This is a genomic window from Dyadobacter sp. CECT 9275, from assembly GCF_907164905.1.
Taxonomy (GTDB): domain Bacteria; phylum Bacteroidota; class Bacteroidia; order Cytophagales; family Spirosomataceae; genus Dyadobacter; species Dyadobacter helix.
Genome location: NZ_CAJRAF010000002.1, coordinates 279,998 through 299,139 on the forward strand (window position 1 = coordinate 279,998; position 19,142 = coordinate 299,139).

Consider the following 19,142-nt stretch of genomic DNA (forward strand, 5'->3'; position numbering starts at 1 on the left):
AACTAAACCACATCAGTTAATCCTTTGAATTTTAGTAATATTGATGCGTAATCACTACAAATAAGTACCAACGAACTTAATCAAAAACTTCCATGGCAGATTCAGAACAGGGTATTGGCAAGAAGATACTGGGTTTCTTTATCAAGGAAAATGCGGAAACCGAAACTTCTCCCAGCCCGGCCCCCGCGAAACCGGATGAGAAACAGAAAACCGTTTCCCTACCGGCTCCAACCATCATTAACAAGGCCGGAACAGCGCAGATCGACAGAAAATTTGCAGAGCATTTTGCAGAACTTCTTGAAAAATCCAACCTTCCCGGTCCTGATTATTTTGAATACAAGCAGGCATTAAGAAGTATGGAAGGACTGGACCTGAGCGAAGAAAAACAGTTTCAGGCGGCATGGGCCAGCTTCAAAGCCATGGGTGGTGTAACGGAAACGGCAGTGTTGAGAACTTCTGCGGATCAGTATCTAGGGGTTCTGGACAAAGACCGCACCGCTTTCCTGAAAGACGTAGAAAAGGCGCTCAACGAGCGTGTGGGGGCCCTGAATAACGAAGTAAAAAAACTTGAAGAGAACAATAAAGCATATTTGCAGCAAATTGCCGATCTTCAGAAAAAAATGGATGAAAATAACAATCGCCTTGGACAGATTTCCGGAGAAATAGCGGAACAAAGTGCCAGGATAACGGCCAACAGGGACAACTTTGAGATTACCTATAAAAGTGTGGTAGATCAGATCCTGGCAGACCTTACTAAAATTAACTCTTACTTAAAATAACCTATTCGCTCAATCATGGCAACACCAGATTTTTCACAAATCGGCGGTTCTCAGGAAGACAATTCAAAAAGATCCTACTGGAGTAAACCCGAAGGAATTACTTCACTACTTTTCATGGGAGGCCTGGGAGCGGCCGCGTTATATTATTGGAACAAGCTGGCCGGTTTCCTCATAGAAGTTACTCAGAACACCCTTTATCTGGGAGTATTGATGGCCCTGCTGGCCCTGATGATCTTCCTTTTTACAAGCAAGGACGTTAGAACAGCCGTTTTTTTCCTTTTCAAAACGCTGATGCGCAAAATCACCGGACTGGTGATCAAGCTGGATCCGATCGCGATCATGAAAATATACGTCGACGACCTGAAAGAAAAACGTGAGAAAATGCAGGGACAGATAGATACGCTGGCCGGGCAACTGGTGAAGCTCAATAAAAAAATCACGGAAAACAACGAGCAGATCAAGCAAAAGTTTGCTGAGGCGAATAAAGCCAGCCAGATGTCCGACAGGCCAGGCATGAAGGAAACCGCTTCACTGGCTACCATTGAAGGTGCGGGGCTGCAGGAAATGAACGAGAAGCTTTTTCCATTGCAACGGAACATTAAAACGGTGCTGGAGTTTATGGAAAAAGTAAACAAAAGCGCGGATTATATTATTAAAGAAACGGAGATTAAGGTTAAACTGAAAGAGGCAGAGTACCGGATTGTAAAAGAAAGCTCCAACGCCCTGCGTACAGCGGTAAGTATCTTTAAGGGAAATCCTGACAAAAAGTTTTATTTTGACGAGTCAATGGAATATATCCAGGACGATATGAGCCAGAAACTGGGTGAAATGAAGCGTGCTATGGATCTGTCACTTGACTTTATTAATGCGGTGGACGTGCAGAATGGCTTGCTTTCGGACAAGGGACAGGCCATGCTGGAAGCTTATAACCATGGAGAGTTTAAGCTTATCCAGCTTGATGCGCCCCAATCGCAAACCCGTAGTATTGACCCTCCGGCAGACTCGCGATACAAAGGCCTGCTGGATTAATATTCAGTTTTCAATTTCAATCAATTCATTTAGCCTAAATAATCACAATGAAAAGACTTACAGTAGCCGGAAGGCTTTTAATTACGGCCCTCATCATTGGAGCCATATTTGTTGGATACAAGTATTTCGGAGGCAAACAAGCCATCGACAAACTGGCAGAAAAACAGGCTCAGACCATCGAAGCAGATTCTGTGGAGGCCGAAAGCCCCGCATCTTCGACGGAAGATGTGGCTACGGATAACCAGGGAGCAACTTTCGCATACAGTGCGCCAGAGCCCGTAGATGGTAAGCTGAAGGGTGTTGTTGAACTTGGAGCCAGCGGATTTAACTCTTTCGTTATAAAGGTTGACAAAGAAAAACGCTGGAAGCTGGAAAAATCGGAATTCGGAAATAGCTTGGTAACCGAAAACATGGCCACCGAAGAAGATGTAAGAATAGGGCTGAAAAAGTACATAGGTACCATGCTGGATTATGGTGTGGGGAGTAAGGACATTCACTTTGTGGTGAGCTCAGGAGCTGCAAAGGCTGAGGTAACCCAGAAAATCACCAAGGTACTCAAGTCTCTTGGATACGTGGTAAACCAGGTTACGCCTGAACAGGAAGGGCAGCTGGCGCTGAAATCAGTACTTCCTACTAAGTATGCGGGTAAAGCATTTGTGGTAGATATCGGATCCGGCAATACCAAAATTTCATGGCTAGAAGGAGATAAGATCATAGCACTTGAATCATTTGGTGCCAAATATTTCCAGGATGGAACAGACGACTCCAAGGTATATGAGGAAGTAAGTGCAAAGGCCAAACAAATACCTGCAGAACTCAGAAAAACCTGCTTCATCATCGGCGGAGTACCTTTTGAAATGGCAAAGGAAGTACGCAAGGGCAAGGAGCGGTTCACCCAGCTAAGTCCACCGTTGGCATATTCCAAACTGACCAATGCCAAGTCCAAAGCCGGCGTCAATATTTATAAAGCCGTTGCAGACGGCACCGAATGCAACCAGTTCGTTTTTGACTGGGACGCAAATTTTACCATCGGCTTTCTATTAGGATTGTAAACCGGAAACATTTCAGTAAAGGGAGAACGGAGCAATCCGGTTCTCCCTTTACTCTTTTCACTGAATTTTTTAAATGCAAGCAGCATGACACTTTCGCAGCTTTTCTTATCGATTTCTGAAAATCCCTGGCCACTGGTACTTTATTTTGTTGCGATACCTCTGGCAGCCTGGCTGGTAGGAATTGTTGCAACCGGGAGCCGCGACGTCAGGTTCTGGAGTTACATATATGCTGTCCTGATTTATGCCATTTCTCTGCCTGGCGTGTTTGCAGTAACCCTGAACGTCTATCTTTTCCTGTTTGAAAGGCAGAGTATCTGGCAAGCCAATATAATTTTACAGTTTCTCCCCGTTGTTTCGATGGCCATCACTCTTATGCTTATCAAAAGTAAGATTCCTTTCTCTCTGATACCCGGTTTTGGCAAAATTTCGGGTTTTCTTACGCTGATTACCGCCCTCATCGGGATCATGTGGCTACTGGACAGAATCCACTTGGTATCATTTACTTACGTCCCGTTCTCAGCGATTTTGATCGGGTTTGTGCTTACTTTACTCGCAATCAGGTTTGCGTGGAGCAAATTATTTTGAATAGGGGCCGGTATATACAAATCTCCGTGAACGACGAACAGAAGCTTTTTGCCCGTCGGCTCGTCGAGCATTCACTTTTACACCACCACATTTTCAATATTTGGGACAAATCCGGTGTAGACCTGTCGCGAACCCGGATGTTCCGTTTTACCGGTACCCTGGGAGAAGTAGTCTTTGCCGACTGCTATCATTTGCCGCGCCCTACCCTATCTTTTGGCGCACAGGACGGACAGGACCTGGGCCAGGATTTTCGGATAACATCGCCAGGCCATACTTTTTCGCTGGATATCAAGTCCATGAAACGACGTCCCGGCACTTTATCAGGCAAGTATGTTTTAAACATACCCGCATCACAATTACAGAAGAAAAATTCCCGCACCACCCATTATTTCTGCATCTCATTCCATCAGGGCATTGAAGGCACGATAGCCTCCCTGCTGGGTTTTGTGGACAAGGAGGCACTCATCAATGGCAATACAGGCAGGCTCTACCGCGCTGGTACCCCCCGCCTACGCCACGACAACACATCCTTCACGTTCCTTGAAGATACCTATGAGGTTTTGTTTTCGGATATGGCCCCACCCATCGTAACGGAATACATCCGGGGTTTGAAAGGATTTAAAGAGTGCTATTTTAAAGATTGAGGTTATATGTGTAAGTTTAAACCTCAATCAGACTCGATAGAATGGCTTTGCTCGGAAGTCTGGCTATACCAGAGTCGGTTAAGCCCAAACTTAGTGCGCTGACTTTTTTAATCCACAGCGAACCGCTCCGTATCCCAAATGTACCCGGACCGCCAACTGTTAACTAAATACTGCTTACTTTACAATGGCCTCCCATACACGTACTTACAGTAAAAAAAAGTTACTGGGCCAGATATACACACCGGGTCACATTGTCGAAAAGATACTGGTAATTACCCAATTAAAAACGGATCAACCTCAGGGAATGAAAATCCTTGATCCTGCATGCGGCGACGGACGGTTTCTGGTACCCATTGCCGAACGGATTATCAGAGATTCGGATAAAGAGCATGTGGCTGAAAATCTGTTAACAATTTATGGCTGGGATATTGACCCTCTGGCTATTGAAGCTTGCCGAAAGAACCTGGATAAACTCCTGGTACCACTGGGTATTACGGTAGCCTGGAAACTTTATTCTCAGGATGCGCTACGCCAAAACGATATAAGCGACCGTTTTGACGTGATTATTGGAAATCCACCTTACATCCGCATTCAGCATTTGCCATTAGCCCAACGCAGATATATCCGGGAAACCTATTCATTTTGCAAATCCGGCTCGACCGATGCCTACATCGCTTTCTTCGAACTGGCCACCAAACTATTGACTAACAGCGGCATATGCGCCTTTATAACACCCAATTCCTATCTCAATTCGGAAACCGGACAACCGCTTCGCTCCTATTTTGAGCAGAATCAAAATCTGCTGCACATCACCAATTATGGTACCGTCCGTGTGTTTGGAAATACCGGAACCTATGCCGCTATTACGGCATTTGGCCCTGAACCGCATGAAACGTTTACTTTCGAAACCTGTGATTCCCTTTTCCATTATCAGCAGCGCCGTATCCCTTTCAACGAAATTAAAAGCGGAAGGCCCTGGGAACTTTCTGTCAAGACCCAGGAAAAAACGGATGGTATCAGGCTGGGGGAAGTCTGCAGGATTTCCGTAGGAATTACCACCTTGGCCGATCCATATTACCTGTTCCGGATCATTGAAAACCTGGATGACATACACGTGGTTACCAACAAAAAGGGGGAAGAAGTAAGGATAGAATCAGCGCTTTTAAAACCCATTGTAAAAGGCTCAAAATTAAAGACTTCCGCTGATCCGGTGGTAGAATATATCCTTTTCCCTTATGAAAAGGACGAAACAGGTAAGCACAAAATTATCCCCGAAGAGCGGCTGAAAAATACCTTCCCAAATGCTTACAACTATTTCATAAGCATTCGTCCGCATCTTGAGAAAAGGGATAACGGCAAACCAAACGCCGTCGCGTGGTATGCCTTTGGCCGGGCACAAGGGCTTGATTCTTCTTTTGGCAAGAAAATAATCTTCTCCCCCATGAACAATACCCCCAATTTTGTGTTATATGAAAATCCCGACTGCACGGTCTATTCGGGGTATTTCATCAAATACGATGGAGATGATCAGTTTTTGCTGTCGCAACTCAACTCTGAACGTATGGCCGAATTTATTTCCATCGCCGGAAGGGATTTTCAGGGAGGCTACAAAGGGTACAATAAGAAAATCATTGAAAATTTTGTCATAACAGACCTTCAGACAACATGCCAGTGACACCTTCCATCGAAAGATTAACATCTCTGCTAAGACTGGTACCGGACCTTCTGCAGGAAATAGCAGAAGAGGAATTAACTGCCAAACCGGCTTTCAATAAATGGAGTAAAAAAGAGATACTGGGCCATCTCATCGACAGTGCCACCAATAACCATCAAAGATTCATCCGGATACAGTCCGAAAACGAACCGGTTATCTTTTACGATCAGGATCAATGGAATAGCCTGACTGGCTATAACGACCTGGAAACCAAAGATTTAATCAACTTTTGGAAAGCTTACAATCTGCATATTATCTCAATCATCAAACGTGTTCCTCCCGAAAACTTTGGCCGCGCAGGTATTGGCAGGGACGGCCAGAAACATACATTGAAATGGTATTTTGATGACTACGTCGATCACATGGAATACCATCTGCGCCAGATCATTGCCTACTAACATGAACGATCTGTGCAGAGATATGAAAATTTTTATATCTTTTAAATATAAATAAACGAACGTTCATTTATATTTACGTTTAATATGAGAACAAGAGATATCCATAAGGAATTGCTCATCAGGGAGAAAGCGATCGAAATGATTGTAAAGCAGGGTTTTGACGGGCTCAGTATGCATAAGCTCGCCAAAGCTGCAGGGGTTTCGGCCGCCACCATCTATATCTATTTCAAAGACAGGGAAGATTTAATTCAAAAATTGTATACTGAGGAAACAAAAAAAATGGCTGAAGCCACCTTAAAAAATTTTGACCCCGGCAGCCATTTCGATGAAGGCCTTAAAATTCAATGGATCAACCGGATGAATTACTGCCTTGAAAATCCGTATAGCATGCAGTTCACCGAGCAGCTTCGCAACTCCCCGCTGGTTCACCGGTCTCAGATGGATATGCGGTTTCTGGAAGCCATGTCCACCTTTGTCCATAATGCCATCCAACGGAAAGAATTGATCCCTTTACCTGTGGAAATTTATTGGTCCGTGGCGTTTGCGCCGTTATACCAATTGGTTAAATTTCACGTTTCCAAAACCAGTATGCCCGGAAGGCCTCCGTTTATATTCGACGAAGAAAAGATTAACCTGACACTGCAACTGGTGATCAAGGCCTTAAAGCCCTGATAACGGAATGGGATAATTTTGCCGTCGGACAGTGTACAAGGATAGAGATACTCTGCGAAAATTAAAAGATTAAACCTTTCATATATGTCAACAGAAACACAAAAAACTTTCACCGGTTACCAGATCTTCATCATCAGCATTTTAGCCTTCCTGCAATTTACGGTAGTGCTGGATTTTATGGTACTGTCTCCCTTGGGCGCTATTCTGCTCAAAGAGCTTTCCATCTCCACAGTCCAGTTTGGGCTGGTAGTTTCCGCCTATGCATTCAGTGCCGGAGCCGCAGGGTTACTTGCTGCCGGATTTGCCGACAAATTCGACCGTAAAAAACTGCTGATCTTCTTCTATACCGGCTTTGTGTTCGGTACACTACTCTGCGCTCTGGCACCGGATTACAACTTTTTACTGATGGCCCGAATCGTTACGGGCATTTTCGGAGGGGTGATCGGCTCCATCAGTTATGCCATCGTGACGGATCTTTTCCCGATCGAAAAGCGGGGAAGAGTAATGGGATTTGTACAGATGGCGTTTGCATTAAGCCAGGTGATTGGCATACCCATAGGGCTGTACCTTGCCAATATCTGGGGCTGGCATTCTCCGTTCCAGATGATCGTTGGGCTAAGCACCATTGTAGGAATAATTATATTTTTCAAAATGAAGCCGATCACCGCGCACCTGCTGATACAGAAGGAAGGAAGTGCCTTTCAGCACCTCCGGGCAATTATCGCGACACCTGCGTATCTGCGAGGGTTTGCCGCTACTACCCTACTGGCAACGGGAGGTTTTATGCTTATGCCGTTCGGAAGCGCTTACGGTGTCCATAATCTCGGAATTCCGCTGGAGAAGCTCCCCCTTCTTTATATGATCACCGGGATTTGCATGCTGATATTCAGTCCGTTAATCGGATCACTGAGCGACAAAATCGGTAAATATAAAATGTTTATCGCCGGGTCAGCGGTTACCTGCCTCATGACGCTGATATACTGTAACCTCGGCATTACGCCTTTATGGATTATCATCATTCTTAATATTTTACTTTTTGTAGGCATTACAGGCCGAATGATCTCCGCATCGGCACTGATGACAGCTGTTCCGGACCCACGGGATCGGGGTGGATTTATGGGTGTAAACGCTTCGGTGCAGCAAATTGCAGGAGGAATTGCGTCCTTGATCGCAGGAATGATCGTAACGGAAACCGCCACAGGTTCACTTGACAATTATCCATTGCTGGGGAATGTAGTAGTTGGAGCTGTCGTCGTCACGGTTCTGCTGATGTATCAGATTCATCGGTATGTGGATGCAAAGACACGGGCTTCCAATCCTTCGGCGGCCTCGGTGTAAACTGCCCTTTTCGGATAAACCGTATTTAAATCGTCAAAAAGCGGGTTCTTTCCTCAGGAGCCCGCTTTTTATTTTAGAACCTAAAGTATTAACTATCAACCGGCTAAAAGAAAACAGCAAATTTTAAATTTAAATACTTTTATTTATTATTATATGTTCCTTACTTTTACACCTAACAAAAACTTTTGACACTTTTCATTTAAATAGATTAGTGATAAAAATATTTTACGTTTATTTACATATCAGACATGTGATAAACTATCAACTTTTTATACATATAATACTTTTACATGAAGATCTTAAGTATTGTTAACAACAAAGGAGGTGTTGGTAAAACCACTTCCGCGCAAAATATAGCAGCCGGTCTGACCAAATTTGCCAACGCACGCGTGCTGGTAATTGATCTGGATGCACAGGCGAGTTTAACCAAAAGTTTTGGAATTACGCATGCAGGTCTGAAAAAAGATAGCGGCTCATTTATCACAGGCGAATACGAATTTGATGAAATCGTACAGAAAGTAGGAGACATTGACATACTCCCGGGCTCTGCGGAAATGATTCACCGGGAAGACACGATCAAATCAGCACCTATTTTCCCGTTTAATCTTAAGATTGCGCTGGAGAAAGTAAAGGATCGTTATGATTTTGTTGTGATAGATTGCCCACCGGCTTTATACGGAAATACAAGGCTTGCGCTGGTATCCTGCCATCAGTATTATGTTCCTTTACAAGCAGAATTTTTGAGCTATGAAGGTTTAAGAAATTTCCTTGTTTACTCGGCTGAAATAAAAAAAATAAGCCCGAGTACAAACCTCGGAGGGGTATTTGCAACACGGTATAATCCAAAAATAAGAAAGAAGATAAGTCATGAATTGATCAGCGCAACACGCGAACAACTGAGCGACGTATTCATGGAGGCATACATCCGGGATAACATCGCGCTCTCTGAGGCGCAGGCAAGCGGGATGACTATTTTTGACTATGCTCCCAGCAGTAATGGGGCGGAAGACTATTACAAACTCACTAAAGAAATTTTAGAACGAATTAACAACTGACAAATGGCTAAAGAAAGGAAATTTGATTTTGCGCCTCTTCCCTTGGTAGTGGACACCAAAGATGAGTTGGAAACAAATGCGCCTGCAGAGGTATTGGATGGCCCACCCACTAAAGTAACGTTTGATTGCGAATTTATCCTGATGGAAAATATGAAGGATTATGGTTATTGGGAAGGCCTCACGCAAAAAGATATCATTCTGGAATCTTTAAGGCTATATTTTGAAGACAAAGAGATCAGGCCGAGACCTGACAAAATACGGCAGCGCCCGAAAGTAGGCCGCAAACCCAAAAATGCCTGATTACAACCCTATGGCAAACTTAATTCAATAAATGGAATGCATTTATCCGGTTCCATTTATTGAATTCCCCATTCAGTCTGCTCTTAACCAAATCCGAGAGCCTATTTCCATGCCGGTATAGGCTGCCTTCCTTTTTTGATAAAAGTTTCCTCCATCTACACCTTTGATTTCAACCTGCTTAGCGTTTCCTGCGAAACATTGAGATAGGAAGCAACCAGTTTGTTTGGCAAACGCCTCACTATAATCGGATTGTCAGCCAACAGCTGTCGGTATTTTTCTGTTGCATCCAGCGTAAGAAGAGACATCAGCCTTTTGGTATTGTTGACATACGCTTTCTCTAAGTAGTACCGGTAAAACTTTTCCCAGGGAGGGATTACGTCAAGTAAATGATAGAAATCCGTGTGAGTAATGGATAACAATTCGGTGGGCTCTGCCGCTTGTATAAACTCTTCGGAAGGCTCGTCTGTAATAAAACTGACCAGTGCAGTAGCGAACTGGTTTTCGAAAGCAAAATAACGGGTAGCCTCCTGCCCTTCTTCATTGATGAAAAATATCCGCAAACAACCTTTGCCAACGAAGAATGTCCGCTGGCTGGTTTGTCCGGAAGTAACCAAAAATTCATTTTTTCTAAGCTTCATCGGTTTAAAGTAAGAGAGGATAACTTTCAGCTCCTCCTCACTGACCTTCAACTGCTGGTTGATATAATGCGATAATTGTTGGTTCATAACGAATACTCTCCTATTGTTCTGCGGCCACAAAATTACGGTTTTGCCGAGACTCTTTCTGCCAGCTTCCGTGCGTTAGGTATGATGATAAAAGCTGCGGCATAGGCAACAGGCAACATCACACTCCAGGCTTTCAGGAACTTCAGAAACCAGTCTTCGCCAAAACCATAGTTACGCATCAGTCCGACAAAAGCCATAATCAAGGTCATTGGTAAAACAACAAACAGCGTGTTGACATACTTAAAATATTTCTTTTTCATTTTTGAAAGTTTTAAAAATTAATGATACTGCAAAGGTGCAGCTGTCACCTGCCTAAAACTTTGATGTAAGTCAAAAAAAGAAAAATATCTCAGCAGACCGATACACGAACGCTCCTCCAAGTGTCAGTCAGTTGCCAGGCGCAGCGCTTGTGCCTTTTTGAGCTTGTATCCCACATTCACCATGTATACCCCGCTCATTGTGATTATAAAAGATAACATCGTGAGCCAGGTGATTTTCTCATTCAGAATGATATAACCCAATACAATGGCTACCAGAGGGTTGATATAGGCATAGATGGAAACCAGACCGGCCGGAAGCCTGGACATGGCATAGAGATAAGAACAAAAGGCAAGGATAGATCCAAAAACGATCAGATAGAGCAGTGCGAACAGCGATGAAGTAGTGGGCACAGGCAATTGCCGCCAGTCTTCACTCAACCCACTTAATACCAGCAGGCCCAGTCCGCCTGCCAGCATTTGAACGCCCGCATTAAAAAAAGGGCCCGAGCCAGATTTGAATTTCTGCGTATACAATCCTCCCAAAGCCCAGAAGAGGCAGGAAACCATGGTCACCAGGATACCCAGTAAGGAATTGGTATTGCTGATAAAAGCGAGGTTATCTCTGAAAACCAGAAGCACACCACACATACCGAGCATAATTCCTGTCGCTATCTGCCAGTTAATACGTTCAGCTTTGTTAAAAAGAAGATTAACGATCATGGTAAAAATAGGGATCATGGAACAGATCAAAGCTGCAAGGCCGCTGGGAATGTACTTTACGGACCACCCCACAATGCCTATTCCAAAAGTGATCATACAGAGCCCTGGAATGATCTGTAATTTTATGTTATCCCAGCTCCATGTTTTCTCCTTTCGCAAAACAGCAAGCACAGTCAGCAGTAAGGTACCCGCTATCAGATTTCGGACAGACATAAACAGCAGTGCCGGAAAACCCGCCACTCCGATACGAACGGCGAGATAGGTTGTTCCCCATACCAAACATACCATCCCAAGTGCCACATAGGCTTTTGTTTTTGACTCCATATTGCTGCATCATTTGCTTTTGATCATGCAAAACTCCTAACTTTCGGAAAATCAAAACAGATTCACTTTTTTATTTTACAAGCATAACAGATTTGTTTTACCATATGCAGCCCGCCGAATTAATTTCAGAAGATGAATTTCTTTACTCCCGGATTGCCGAGCGTTTCGAAAAACAAATGCATGCCGGTATTCTGAAAGCAGGTGATAAGCTGATCTCCCTGCGAGCGCTTAGCAAAGAACAGGGAGTAAGTCTGAGTACCGCCTTTAAAGCCTATATCGAACTTGAAAATAAGGGATACATAGAGGCCCGGCCAAAATCCGGGTATTTTGTGAAATTCAGCAAAGGGCAGGCACCTATGGAGCCGGTAACGCCAAAGCTGGTATCCCGCGCCCAGAAAACCGATGTCGAAGAAATGATCAGCATCGTTTATAAAACACTCAAGGCCGAAGGTGTTGTAAGGCTTTCACTCGCCTCCCCCTCGGCGGAGCTTATCCCGGAAGCCAAACTTAACAAGGCCATGATGGAAGCGCTCCGGCAAGACATGGCCAGCTGTACACAGTATGAGGAAATACAAGGCAATGTAAAACTGCGGAAACAGATTGCTAAACATGCATTTAACTGGAACGGAAATATAACCGAGGACGAAGTGGTCACCACACAGGGATGCATGGAGGCGCTCGTTTTCTGCCTCAGGGCGGTAACAGAGCCGGGAGATACCGTTGCCATTGAAAGCCCGGCCTACTTCGGAATTTTTACCATCATGAAAAGCCTTGGCCTGAAGGTGATCGAGATCCCGGTGCACTCCACCAACGGTACCGACCTGGAATACCTGGAACAGGTGCTGCAGACCGAACCGGTTAAAGCTTGCCTTTTTGTACCCACCTTTTGCAATCCGGCAGGAGCACTTCTTTCGGATGAACGTAAAAAACAATTGGTGGAGTTACTTGCCGAAAAAAATATTCCGTTGATCGAGGATGATATCTATGGTGAAATGTATTTTGGAAAAAAACGCCCGCGTACCTGCAAAAGTTATGATAAAAAGGGCCTGGTGATGTTATGCTCTTCGGTTTCCAAAACCCTTGCACCCGGCTACCGGGTTGGCTGGTGTATTCCGGGCAGGTTCATTGAGAAAGTGATTCATTTAAAACTGAGTCACACTGTTTCAGCTGCAACACCCACCCAAGCTGCTATTGCCAATTTTTTTGAAACCGGAAGGTATGATCTGCACACGCGCAAACTGCGGAAAGCACTGCATACCCAGTCTCTGCGTTATATCCAGGCCATCTCCGAACATTTCCCGGAAGACACCAAAATAAGCCGCCCGCAGGGAGGTTATGTCTTGTGGATAGAACTGAACATGAAAGTCAATGCTTTCGAATTGTTTGAAAAAGCCATTCTAGAAAAAGTCACCTTTGCCCCTGGCCAGATTTTCAGTACTGACGGCCGTTTTTCCAACTATGCACGAATCAGCTTTGGCGCTCCTTTTACCAGTAAAATTGATGACAGTCTGAAAAAACTGGGCCGTCTGGTCAGAGAGATGTCGGTATAAGAACAGCGTACTTCTTCGCCACTAACAATCAGCAGTTTGCACAAACCGGGGCTTCGGTTTCCCATGGATAAAACCACCTTTTTACGGTCATATTTTCCTGCAACAATATTGCAACTCATTGATTTTCAAGACATGAAACCCTGTTGCACGCCTTAATGTCTTACATTTGCCACCAGCTCAGAAGCATGTTTTCTGAGATGTTTCAGATACAGGTAGGAAAGCCTTCCAGGCAATAAGTATAAAGATTATGAAAAATGAAATTCAAGAGGGGCATCACAAGGAGTGTTGCGCACATGACGAAGTTACCGCTCCTCCCGGCCATCAAACCAATCATTCGGGACACAGCCACGAAGGGCATGATCATGACGGACATCAACATGACGGACACGATCATGAAGGTGATGAAAGTCTGTTTCTCTCCCGCTGGCCCCTTTGGCTGAGCCTTGTCATATTAGCTATATTCCTGATTTTTAGTTTTTTACCGCATGTTAAAATTAACATTGCTGTTGAAATCGGTGCAATGGTTACCGCCTATTTGCTGGCTGGATATAAAACGATCGGTATTGCATGGAGAAGAATCAAGAGGGGTGATCTTTTTAATGAATTTACGCTGATGACGATTGCCACGCTTGGTGCATTTTACATTGGAGAGTTTAGCGAGGGCGTAGCCGTCATGATATTTTACGAAATTGGAGAGTTATTTCAGGACCTCGCCGTCAGTAAGTCCAAACGGTCTATCAAGGCACTGCTGGATATACGCCCAGAAAATGTAATCATTCTTAAGAACGCTCAACAGCTGCAGATGCTTCCCGACAAGGTGGCAGTCGGTGATGTGATGCTTGTAAAAGCAGGGGAACGTGTGGCATTGGACGGTGTGCTGCTCTCTCCTGCGGGCACGTTTAATACTTCTGCTCTTACAGGCGAGTCAAGACGCGACGTCAAAACTACGAATGAACCGGTACTGGCCGGAATGATTAATACCGACAAAACGGTGGAGATCGAGGTAAAAGCACTTTTCAAAGATTCCAAGCTTTCAAGGATACTGGAAATGGTACAGCAGGCTACTGCCCGCAAAGCACCTACACAGCTGCTTATCAGCCGATTGGCAAAAATATATACCCCCATTGTATTTGGCCTCGCCCTGCTGATCATAATAGTACCTTCTCTTTTCGTACCTGTCTATGATTTTAATCAGTGGTTATACAGAGGCATGGTGTTTCTTGTAATCGCCTGCCCTTGTGCGCTTACCATTTCTATTCCGCTTGGCTATTTTGGCGGCATTGGCCTTGCTTCCAGAAACGGCATACTGGTAAAGGGCGCCGGTTTCCTGGATGTTATTACTAAAATAAACACGCTGGTATCAGACAAAACGGGAACACTTACAAAGGGCGTTTTCAAAGTACAAGAGGTAAAAACCTTATTAAACCCGGATGAATTTATCCGGCTCACCGCCTCGCTGGAAAGCTATTCTACACACCCCGTTGCCAAAGCGGTTGTTGCCTATGCCAAAGAAGAAAACCTTACCGCACCAGTCGAGGTAGAGGAAATTTCGGGACATGGCTTAAAGGGCAAGGTAGGTAACAAGGAGGTGTTAGCAGGAAATCTGAAGCTCATGCAGAAATACGGGATCGACTATCCTTCGGAACTTGAGAACATAGCAGAAACGATCGTTGTCGTTGCTATTGACGCCATTTATCGGGGATACCTTACCATTGCTGACGAGGTGAAGGAGGATGCCGCAGGTACCGTCCGAGAGCTTAAAGCAATGGGTATTGAAACGATAATGCTGTCGGGAGACAAGCAGGCGGTGGTGAGTGCCGTTGCTGATCAGCTTGCTATCGCCAAAAGTTATGGCGATCTGCTTCCGGAAGGAAAGGTAAAACTGGTGGAAGAATTAAAAGAGCATGGCAAAAAAATCGCGTTTGTGGGTGATGGCATAAATGATGCCCCTGTCATTGCTTTGTCGGATGTGGGTATTGCCATGGGCGGGCTGGGCTCAGACGCTGCCATTGAAACGGCGGATATCGTCATACAGAATGATCAGCCATCAAAAATTGTATCCGCTATTAAAGTCGGCAGAATTACAAAAGGCATTGTTTTTCAGAACATATCGCTGGCTATGGGCGTCAAAATCCTGGTGATGATACTGGGCGCAGGAGGGATAGCTACCTTATGGGAAGCGGTTTTTGCGGATGTTGGTGTAGCTTTGCTGGCAATTTTAAACGCGTACCGAATTCAGGGCAGGAAAATATAAAGTAATCTGATCCTGTTACGATTCGGTCACCTTGCCTCAGAAGTACCTGAGGGCTGGATGTAAAATACTTTAGATGATGTCGGAAAAAATTATAGGGATTATGAGCGCCATGCAGGAGGAAATCCTGGGCCTGGAAATGCTCATGGATGATCTGGAAGAGGTGACACTGGGCATGCGGACCTATTTCAGCGGAAGGATCAGCGGTATACGGACGATACTTGTATTTTCGAGATGGGGGAAAGTAGCCGCTGCAACAACCGTAACCACGCTGATCCTGAAATTTGGCATTACCGACCTCATTTTCACAGGTGTAGCAGGCGGAATTAGCCCGGATTTAAGAATCGGAGATATTGTCCTGGGAACCCGGTTTATACAGCATGATATGGACGCCCGCCCGATCATTGCCCAGTATGAACTCCCCTTACATGGACTGACATATCTGGAAGCACCTGCCTACAAAATTGAAGAAGGAATATCTGCCATCCGTTCACTACTGGAAACCCGCCAGCTCCATGAGGCAATCAGCCAGGACGAACTACATCATTTTGGGATAGAACATCCCCGATTGTTTATGGGTGATATTGCCAGCGGAGATAAGTTTTTTTCCACGGAATATGATAAGCAGTCGTTGTCCCGAAACCTTCCGGCAATTTTATGCGTGGAAATGGAAGGAGCCGCGGTGGCACAGGTTTGCTATGAACATTTGATTCCCTACACCATCCTAAGAACAATTTCTGATACTGCCGACGAAAATTCCGTATCCGACTTCCCCGCCTTTATCAAAAATGTTTCCAGCAAATATTCTCTTGAAATAATTAAGAACTTCTATCGGCTGATGCTGTGATCCGTCAGCTCGAAATCAGCGCAATACGGGACAGTAATCTTTGGACATAATCCTTTTCCACCTGGAAGTCGGTTTGGCGGATGGTTTTCTCAAAATAATCTTTTGCCGCGGCCAGGTTGCCATCCATCAGGCTTATTTTCCCCAGGGTTGCATTCAACAGATAATATTGATTCAGGAAAGGCTGCTGCTTCAGGTCGTGCAGGATCCGGCGTGCTTTTCCCTTTTGTCCTGCATAATATAGCGAAATGGCATAACTCAGTTCCACAAACGGATTGGGGTACAATTGCAGCAACTGCTTGTAAATATCACTGATAGCCGACCAGTCCGTTGTCTGAAAATCCTTCGCTATGCAGTGCAAATAGGCAATCGTTGCCTCATACTGATATTGTGAAATCCTACCTCCCCGGGATTGGGCCATAAATTTTGCACCATACATGATCAGGTCGCGGTTCCAAAGTGACCGATCCTGCTCTTCCAGGTCCAGCAGTTCGCCCCTAGACCCGAACCTGGCTTTAAAACGGGCCGCATTAAACAACATCAGTGAATGAAGCGCCGCAGTTTCCTTGTTTCCAATGCCACTGTCCAGCAACGATTTGTTGAGTATCAGGGCTTCTTCACAAAGTTCTTCCCGCAAAATCTCCTTCCCCCACGACGACTTATATCCTTCATTAAAAAGGAGATATATCATTTTATGGACGATGGGCAAGCGCCCGGCTAGTGTGGAAGGGTCTGGTTCGGTGAGCAGTATTTTTTCATTTCTGATCTTTTGCCGGGCCCTCAGCAGCAGTTTGTCCACTCCGTCGATACTCATTCCCAGAATTTTTGAAATCGCTTCCACCTTCAGATTAACGACATACTTAAGCGTAATCACCACCTGCACTTTGGGCGCAAGTTCGTCATTGGCGCAGGCAAAAAGCATCTTCAGCTGCTGGTCCTCCAGTACCGATTCCGACAGTACCCTGGCCTCCGTTTCAAAATCTTCATGATCATAAAAGCCCCTGGTTCTCCGGCTGGCTTTAATCTTGTTGATCGCCTTGTTCCGGCATACGGTAAAAATCCAGCCTCCCGGATTCGTCGGGATACCGTCGTTCTGCCAGGCATAAAAGGCCGTAGCAAAGGAATCCTGTACCAGATCTTCGGCGGTTTCCAGGTCAATGTCTTTACTGAAATACATGAGAGAAGCGACCATCTTACCGAAACTGTGACGATAAAGATGATCCACTTCACGCTCAATGTTTTCAACTGCGTCGGTCATTCTCCTGTTTCCATAATTGGTCTTACCTCAATAAAACATTTGTTTGCAATGATCTGCGGACAACTCTGCGCTATGGACGCGGCCTGGTCCAGGTTTTCGGCCCTGATGATAAAATATCCGCTTATCGCTTCTTTTGCTTCAATAAATGGCCCGTCCGAGATAATGTTATCCCTGCTTACGTATCTTCCTTCCGTCATCAGTGGCTCAGCGGCAACATAGTTATCCGTTTGTGCGAGTTCTTCCACCCAAATGGTCATCACACGGATGCATTCATCAAACTCCTGCTGAGGCATCTGCTTCAGTTGCTCCATGTCTTCACGGATCAACAATAAAAACTTTTCCATAGTAAAAAAAATAGGTAACGGTTATATTAATAAAAATAAGCGCTTAGCCAGTATCAACCCTGCCGAACCATCAGTAATACTTCCTCAGGGCTCTTGTAGTATTCTACACAAATACCCACAGTTTTGCTTGCTTCCGGTGAGGCAAACAGCTGATCAAAGATAGCAGCGATACTCGCCTTTTTCTCCTGCCAATTCAGCAGCGAAACACAGAGATACTTTCCAGCGGGTATCACATCCATGGGTAGTCGAGTACTTTGCCCTTCTCCCGGGAAACGCTCTCCTGCACAGGCCTTATATACCATTTTGCCCTGCTCCATCTTTGCCATACCGTATACCTCGTATGCCTCCAGATGCTCCCTCCAGCCGTCTGCCGGGAGTGACATCTTTCCTGTCAGAACTTTCTCCAGCCCGCTGTAAGCATCTGCAATACCACCCGGAAACGAATCTGCCGAAACACACATTACCCGGATATCTTCGCGTATTTCAAACTCCTGTGTTTTCATTATTCCTTAATGTTAAACCACTACTTTCTTATAAAGGCAAGCGACATCGGGAAATCCGGACATCAAAGATATTTTTTTAATGTCAACAGCAATAAATCTTTTCCAATTGATTGACACGGCATCTTATGTTCAATCCATTAAATTTGTAATGAGTGAAATAAACAATCGCATGCCATGGGAAAAAGACTAGACCTCATTACTCCTGAATTAACCGCTTTTATTGAAAAACAAAAGATATACTTCGTTGCTACGGCCATGAGCCATGGTACTGTAAATCTGTCACCGAAAGGTATGGACAGTTTCCGTATCCTAACCCCCAACCGGGTGATGTGGCTTAATGTCACCGGCAGCGGAAACGAAACAGCCGCACATTTACTTGAAAACGAACGGATTACAATTATGTTCTGCGCCTTTGATGGGAAGCCTCTTATCCTTCGCTTATACGGGCGTGGCAAAGCATATCACCACTACGACCCGGAATGGGATACATACTTCCCATTATTTCAGCCCCTTCCCGGAGCAAGGCAGATTTTTGACATAGCGGTGGAGACAGTACAGACTTCCTGCGGAATGGCAGTACCGTTTATGGATTATAATCACGAAAGAGAAGAGCTTACGAGATGGGCCGAGAAGAAAGGCGATGAGGGTATCCAGCGCTATTGGGAAGAAAAAAATACCAGAAGTTTTGATGGCACAGAAACCAGGATACTTGGCTAAGGATATCGAAGTGAGTTTGCTCCGATAAGGTGGTGAAGTATATTGGTTTCCGGTAATCACCATGCATCTGAGTATAGGAT

Annotated in this window: 21 protein-coding genes; 15 read left to right on the forward strand and 6 right to left on the reverse strand. The window is 45.0% G+C overall.

Translation table 11 applies throughout. The features are described 5' to 3' along the window. The first annotated feature begins 92 nt into the window (after positions 1 to 92). From KOE27_RS09280 to KOE27_RS09330, 11 genes are all read left to right on the forward strand, one after another. Entirely contained in the window at positions 93 to 779 is a 687-nt protein-coding gene (locus KOE27_RS09280; protein ID WP_215238613.1) for a hypothetical protein, read from the forward strand. A 15-nt stretch (positions 780 to 794) separates the two neighbouring features. Beyond that, complete coding sequence (locus KOE27_RS09285; RefSeq protein ID WP_215238614.1) at positions 795 to 1,808, forward strand: hypothetical protein; 1,014 nt, start codon at positions 795 to 797, stop codon at positions 1,806 to 1,808. 47 nt (positions 1,809 to 1,855) lie between these two features. Continuing rightward, positions 1,856 to 2,860: a hypothetical protein gene (locus KOE27_RS09290; protein ID WP_215238615.1), complete on the forward strand. Its 1,005-nt coding sequence runs from the start codon at positions 1,856 to 1,858 to the stop codon at positions 2,858 to 2,860. 84 nt (positions 2,861 to 2,944) lie between these two features. After that, positions 2,945 to 3,445 (forward strand): hypothetical protein, encoded by a 501-nt coding sequence (locus KOE27_RS09295; protein ID WP_215238616.1) that lies wholly within the window; start codon positions 2,945 to 2,947, stop codon positions 3,443 to 3,445. A 26-nt stretch (positions 3,446 to 3,471) separates the two neighbouring features. Continuing rightward, complete coding sequence (locus KOE27_RS09300; RefSeq protein WP_229252719.1) at positions 3,472 to 4,089, forward strand: hypothetical protein; 618 nt, start codon at positions 3,472 to 3,474, stop codon at positions 4,087 to 4,089. Positions 4,090 to 4,273: 184 nt separating this feature from the next. Then, positions 4,274 to 5,764, forward strand: a complete 1,491-nt coding sequence (locus KOE27_RS09305; protein WP_215238618.1) for an HsdM family class I SAM-dependent methyltransferase — start codon at positions 4,274 to 4,276, stop codon at positions 5,762 to 5,764. After that, complete coding sequence (locus KOE27_RS09310; protein WP_215238619.1) at positions 5,755 to 6,201, forward strand: DinB family protein; 447 nt, start codon at positions 5,755 to 5,757, stop codon at positions 6,199 to 6,201. The genes KOE27_RS09305 and KOE27_RS09310 overlap by 10 nt, the downstream gene beginning before the upstream one ends. Before the next feature lie 84 nt (positions 6,202 to 6,285). Next, entirely contained in the window at positions 6,286 to 6,873 is a 588-nt protein-coding gene (locus KOE27_RS09315; RefSeq protein ID WP_215238620.1) for a TetR/AcrR family transcriptional regulator, read from the forward strand. Between the two features lie 84 nt (positions 6,874 to 6,957). After that, positions 6,958 to 8,211 (forward strand): MFS transporter, encoded by a 1,254-nt coding sequence (locus tag KOE27_RS09320; RefSeq protein WP_215238621.1) that lies wholly within the window; start codon positions 6,958 to 6,960, stop codon positions 8,209 to 8,211. A gap of 290 nt (positions 8,212 to 8,501) precedes the next feature. Beyond that, positions 8,502 to 9,266, forward strand: coding sequence for a ParA family protein (locus tag KOE27_RS09325; protein ID WP_215238622.1), 765 nt, complete (start codon positions 8,502 to 8,504; stop codon positions 9,264 to 9,266). Between the two features lie 3 nt (positions 9,267 to 9,269). Further along, positions 9,270 to 9,566 carry a hypothetical protein gene (locus KOE27_RS09330; RefSeq protein ID WP_215238623.1) on the forward strand — a complete coding sequence of 99 codons (297 nt, stop codon included), beginning with the start codon at positions 9,270 to 9,272 and terminating at the stop codon, positions 9,564 to 9,566. A gap of 155 nt (positions 9,567 to 9,721) precedes the next feature. On the opposite strand, the gene KOE27_RS09335 is transcribed toward KOE27_RS09330, so the two are convergent. From KOE27_RS09335 to KOE27_RS09345, 3 genes are all read right to left on the reverse strand, one after another. Further along, positions 9,722 to 10,291, reverse strand: coding sequence for a Crp/Fnr family transcriptional regulator (locus KOE27_RS09335; RefSeq protein ID WP_215238624.1), 570 nt, complete (start codon positions 10,289 to 10,291; stop codon positions 9,722 to 9,724). 35 nt (positions 10,292 to 10,326) lie between these two features. Beyond that, the gene (locus tag KOE27_RS09340; protein WP_215238625.1) at positions 10,327 to 10,551 is read right to left on the reverse strand and encodes a DUF2798 domain-containing protein; all 225 of its coding nucleotides are present in this window, start codon (positions 10,549 to 10,551) and stop codon (positions 10,327 to 10,329) included. 123 nt (positions 10,552 to 10,674) lie between these two features. Further along, positions 10,675 to 11,595 carry a DMT family transporter gene (locus KOE27_RS09345; protein WP_215238626.1) on the reverse strand — a complete coding sequence of 307 codons (921 nt, stop codon included), beginning with the start codon at positions 11,593 to 11,595 and terminating at the stop codon, positions 10,675 to 10,677. A gap of 104 nt (positions 11,596 to 11,699) precedes the next feature. Between KOE27_RS09345 and KOE27_RS09350 the strand changes: the two genes are divergently transcribed. The 3 genes from KOE27_RS09350 to KOE27_RS09360 all read left to right on the forward strand — a co-directional run bounded on the left by KOE27_RS09350 (position 11,700) and on the right by KOE27_RS09360 (position 16,243). Then, positions 11,700 to 13,145 (forward strand): aminotransferase-like domain-containing protein, encoded by a 1,446-nt coding sequence (locus KOE27_RS09350; protein WP_215238627.1) that lies wholly within the window; start codon positions 11,700 to 11,702, stop codon positions 13,143 to 13,145. 247 nt (positions 13,146 to 13,392) lie between these two features. Beyond that, entirely contained in the window at positions 13,393 to 15,399 is a 2,007-nt protein-coding gene (locus tag KOE27_RS09355; protein ID WP_215238628.1) for a heavy metal translocating P-type ATPase, read from the forward strand. Positions 15,400 to 15,472: 73 nt separating this feature from the next. Further along, complete coding sequence (locus KOE27_RS09360; RefSeq protein ID WP_215238629.1) at positions 15,473 to 16,243, forward strand: 5'-methylthioadenosine/adenosylhomocysteine nucleosidase; 771 nt, start codon at positions 15,473 to 15,475, stop codon at positions 16,241 to 16,243. 4 nt (positions 16,244 to 16,247) lie between these two features. Here KOE27_RS09360 and KOE27_RS09365 read toward each other — a convergent pair whose 3' ends face one another. The 3 genes from KOE27_RS09365 to KOE27_RS09375 are packed head-to-tail and all read right to left on the reverse strand — an operon-like array spanning position 16,248 to position 18,345. Continuing rightward, complete coding sequence (locus KOE27_RS09365) at positions 16,248 to 17,498, reverse strand: RNA polymerase sigma factor (RefSeq protein ID WP_215238630.1); 1,251 nt, start codon at positions 17,496 to 17,498, stop codon at positions 16,248 to 16,250. Beyond that, positions 17,495 to 17,842: a YciI family protein gene (locus KOE27_RS09370; protein ID WP_215238631.1), complete on the reverse strand. Its 348-nt coding sequence runs from the start codon at positions 17,840 to 17,842 to the stop codon at positions 17,495 to 17,497. The genes KOE27_RS09365 and KOE27_RS09370 overlap by 4 nt, the downstream gene beginning before the upstream one ends. A 53-nt stretch (positions 17,843 to 17,895) precedes the next feature. Continuing rightward, positions 17,896 to 18,345 carry a hypothetical protein gene (locus KOE27_RS09375; protein WP_215238632.1) on the reverse strand — a complete coding sequence of 150 codons (450 nt, stop codon included), beginning with the start codon at positions 18,343 to 18,345 and terminating at the stop codon, positions 17,896 to 17,898. 174 nt (positions 18,346 to 18,519) lie between these two features. On the opposite strand from KOE27_RS09375, the gene KOE27_RS09380 reads away from it, so the two are divergent. Continuing rightward, entirely contained in the window at positions 18,520 to 19,062 is a 543-nt protein-coding gene (locus tag KOE27_RS09380; protein WP_215238633.1) for a pyridoxamine 5'-phosphate oxidase family protein, read from the forward strand. Positions 19,063 to 19,142 lie beyond the last annotated feature (80 nt).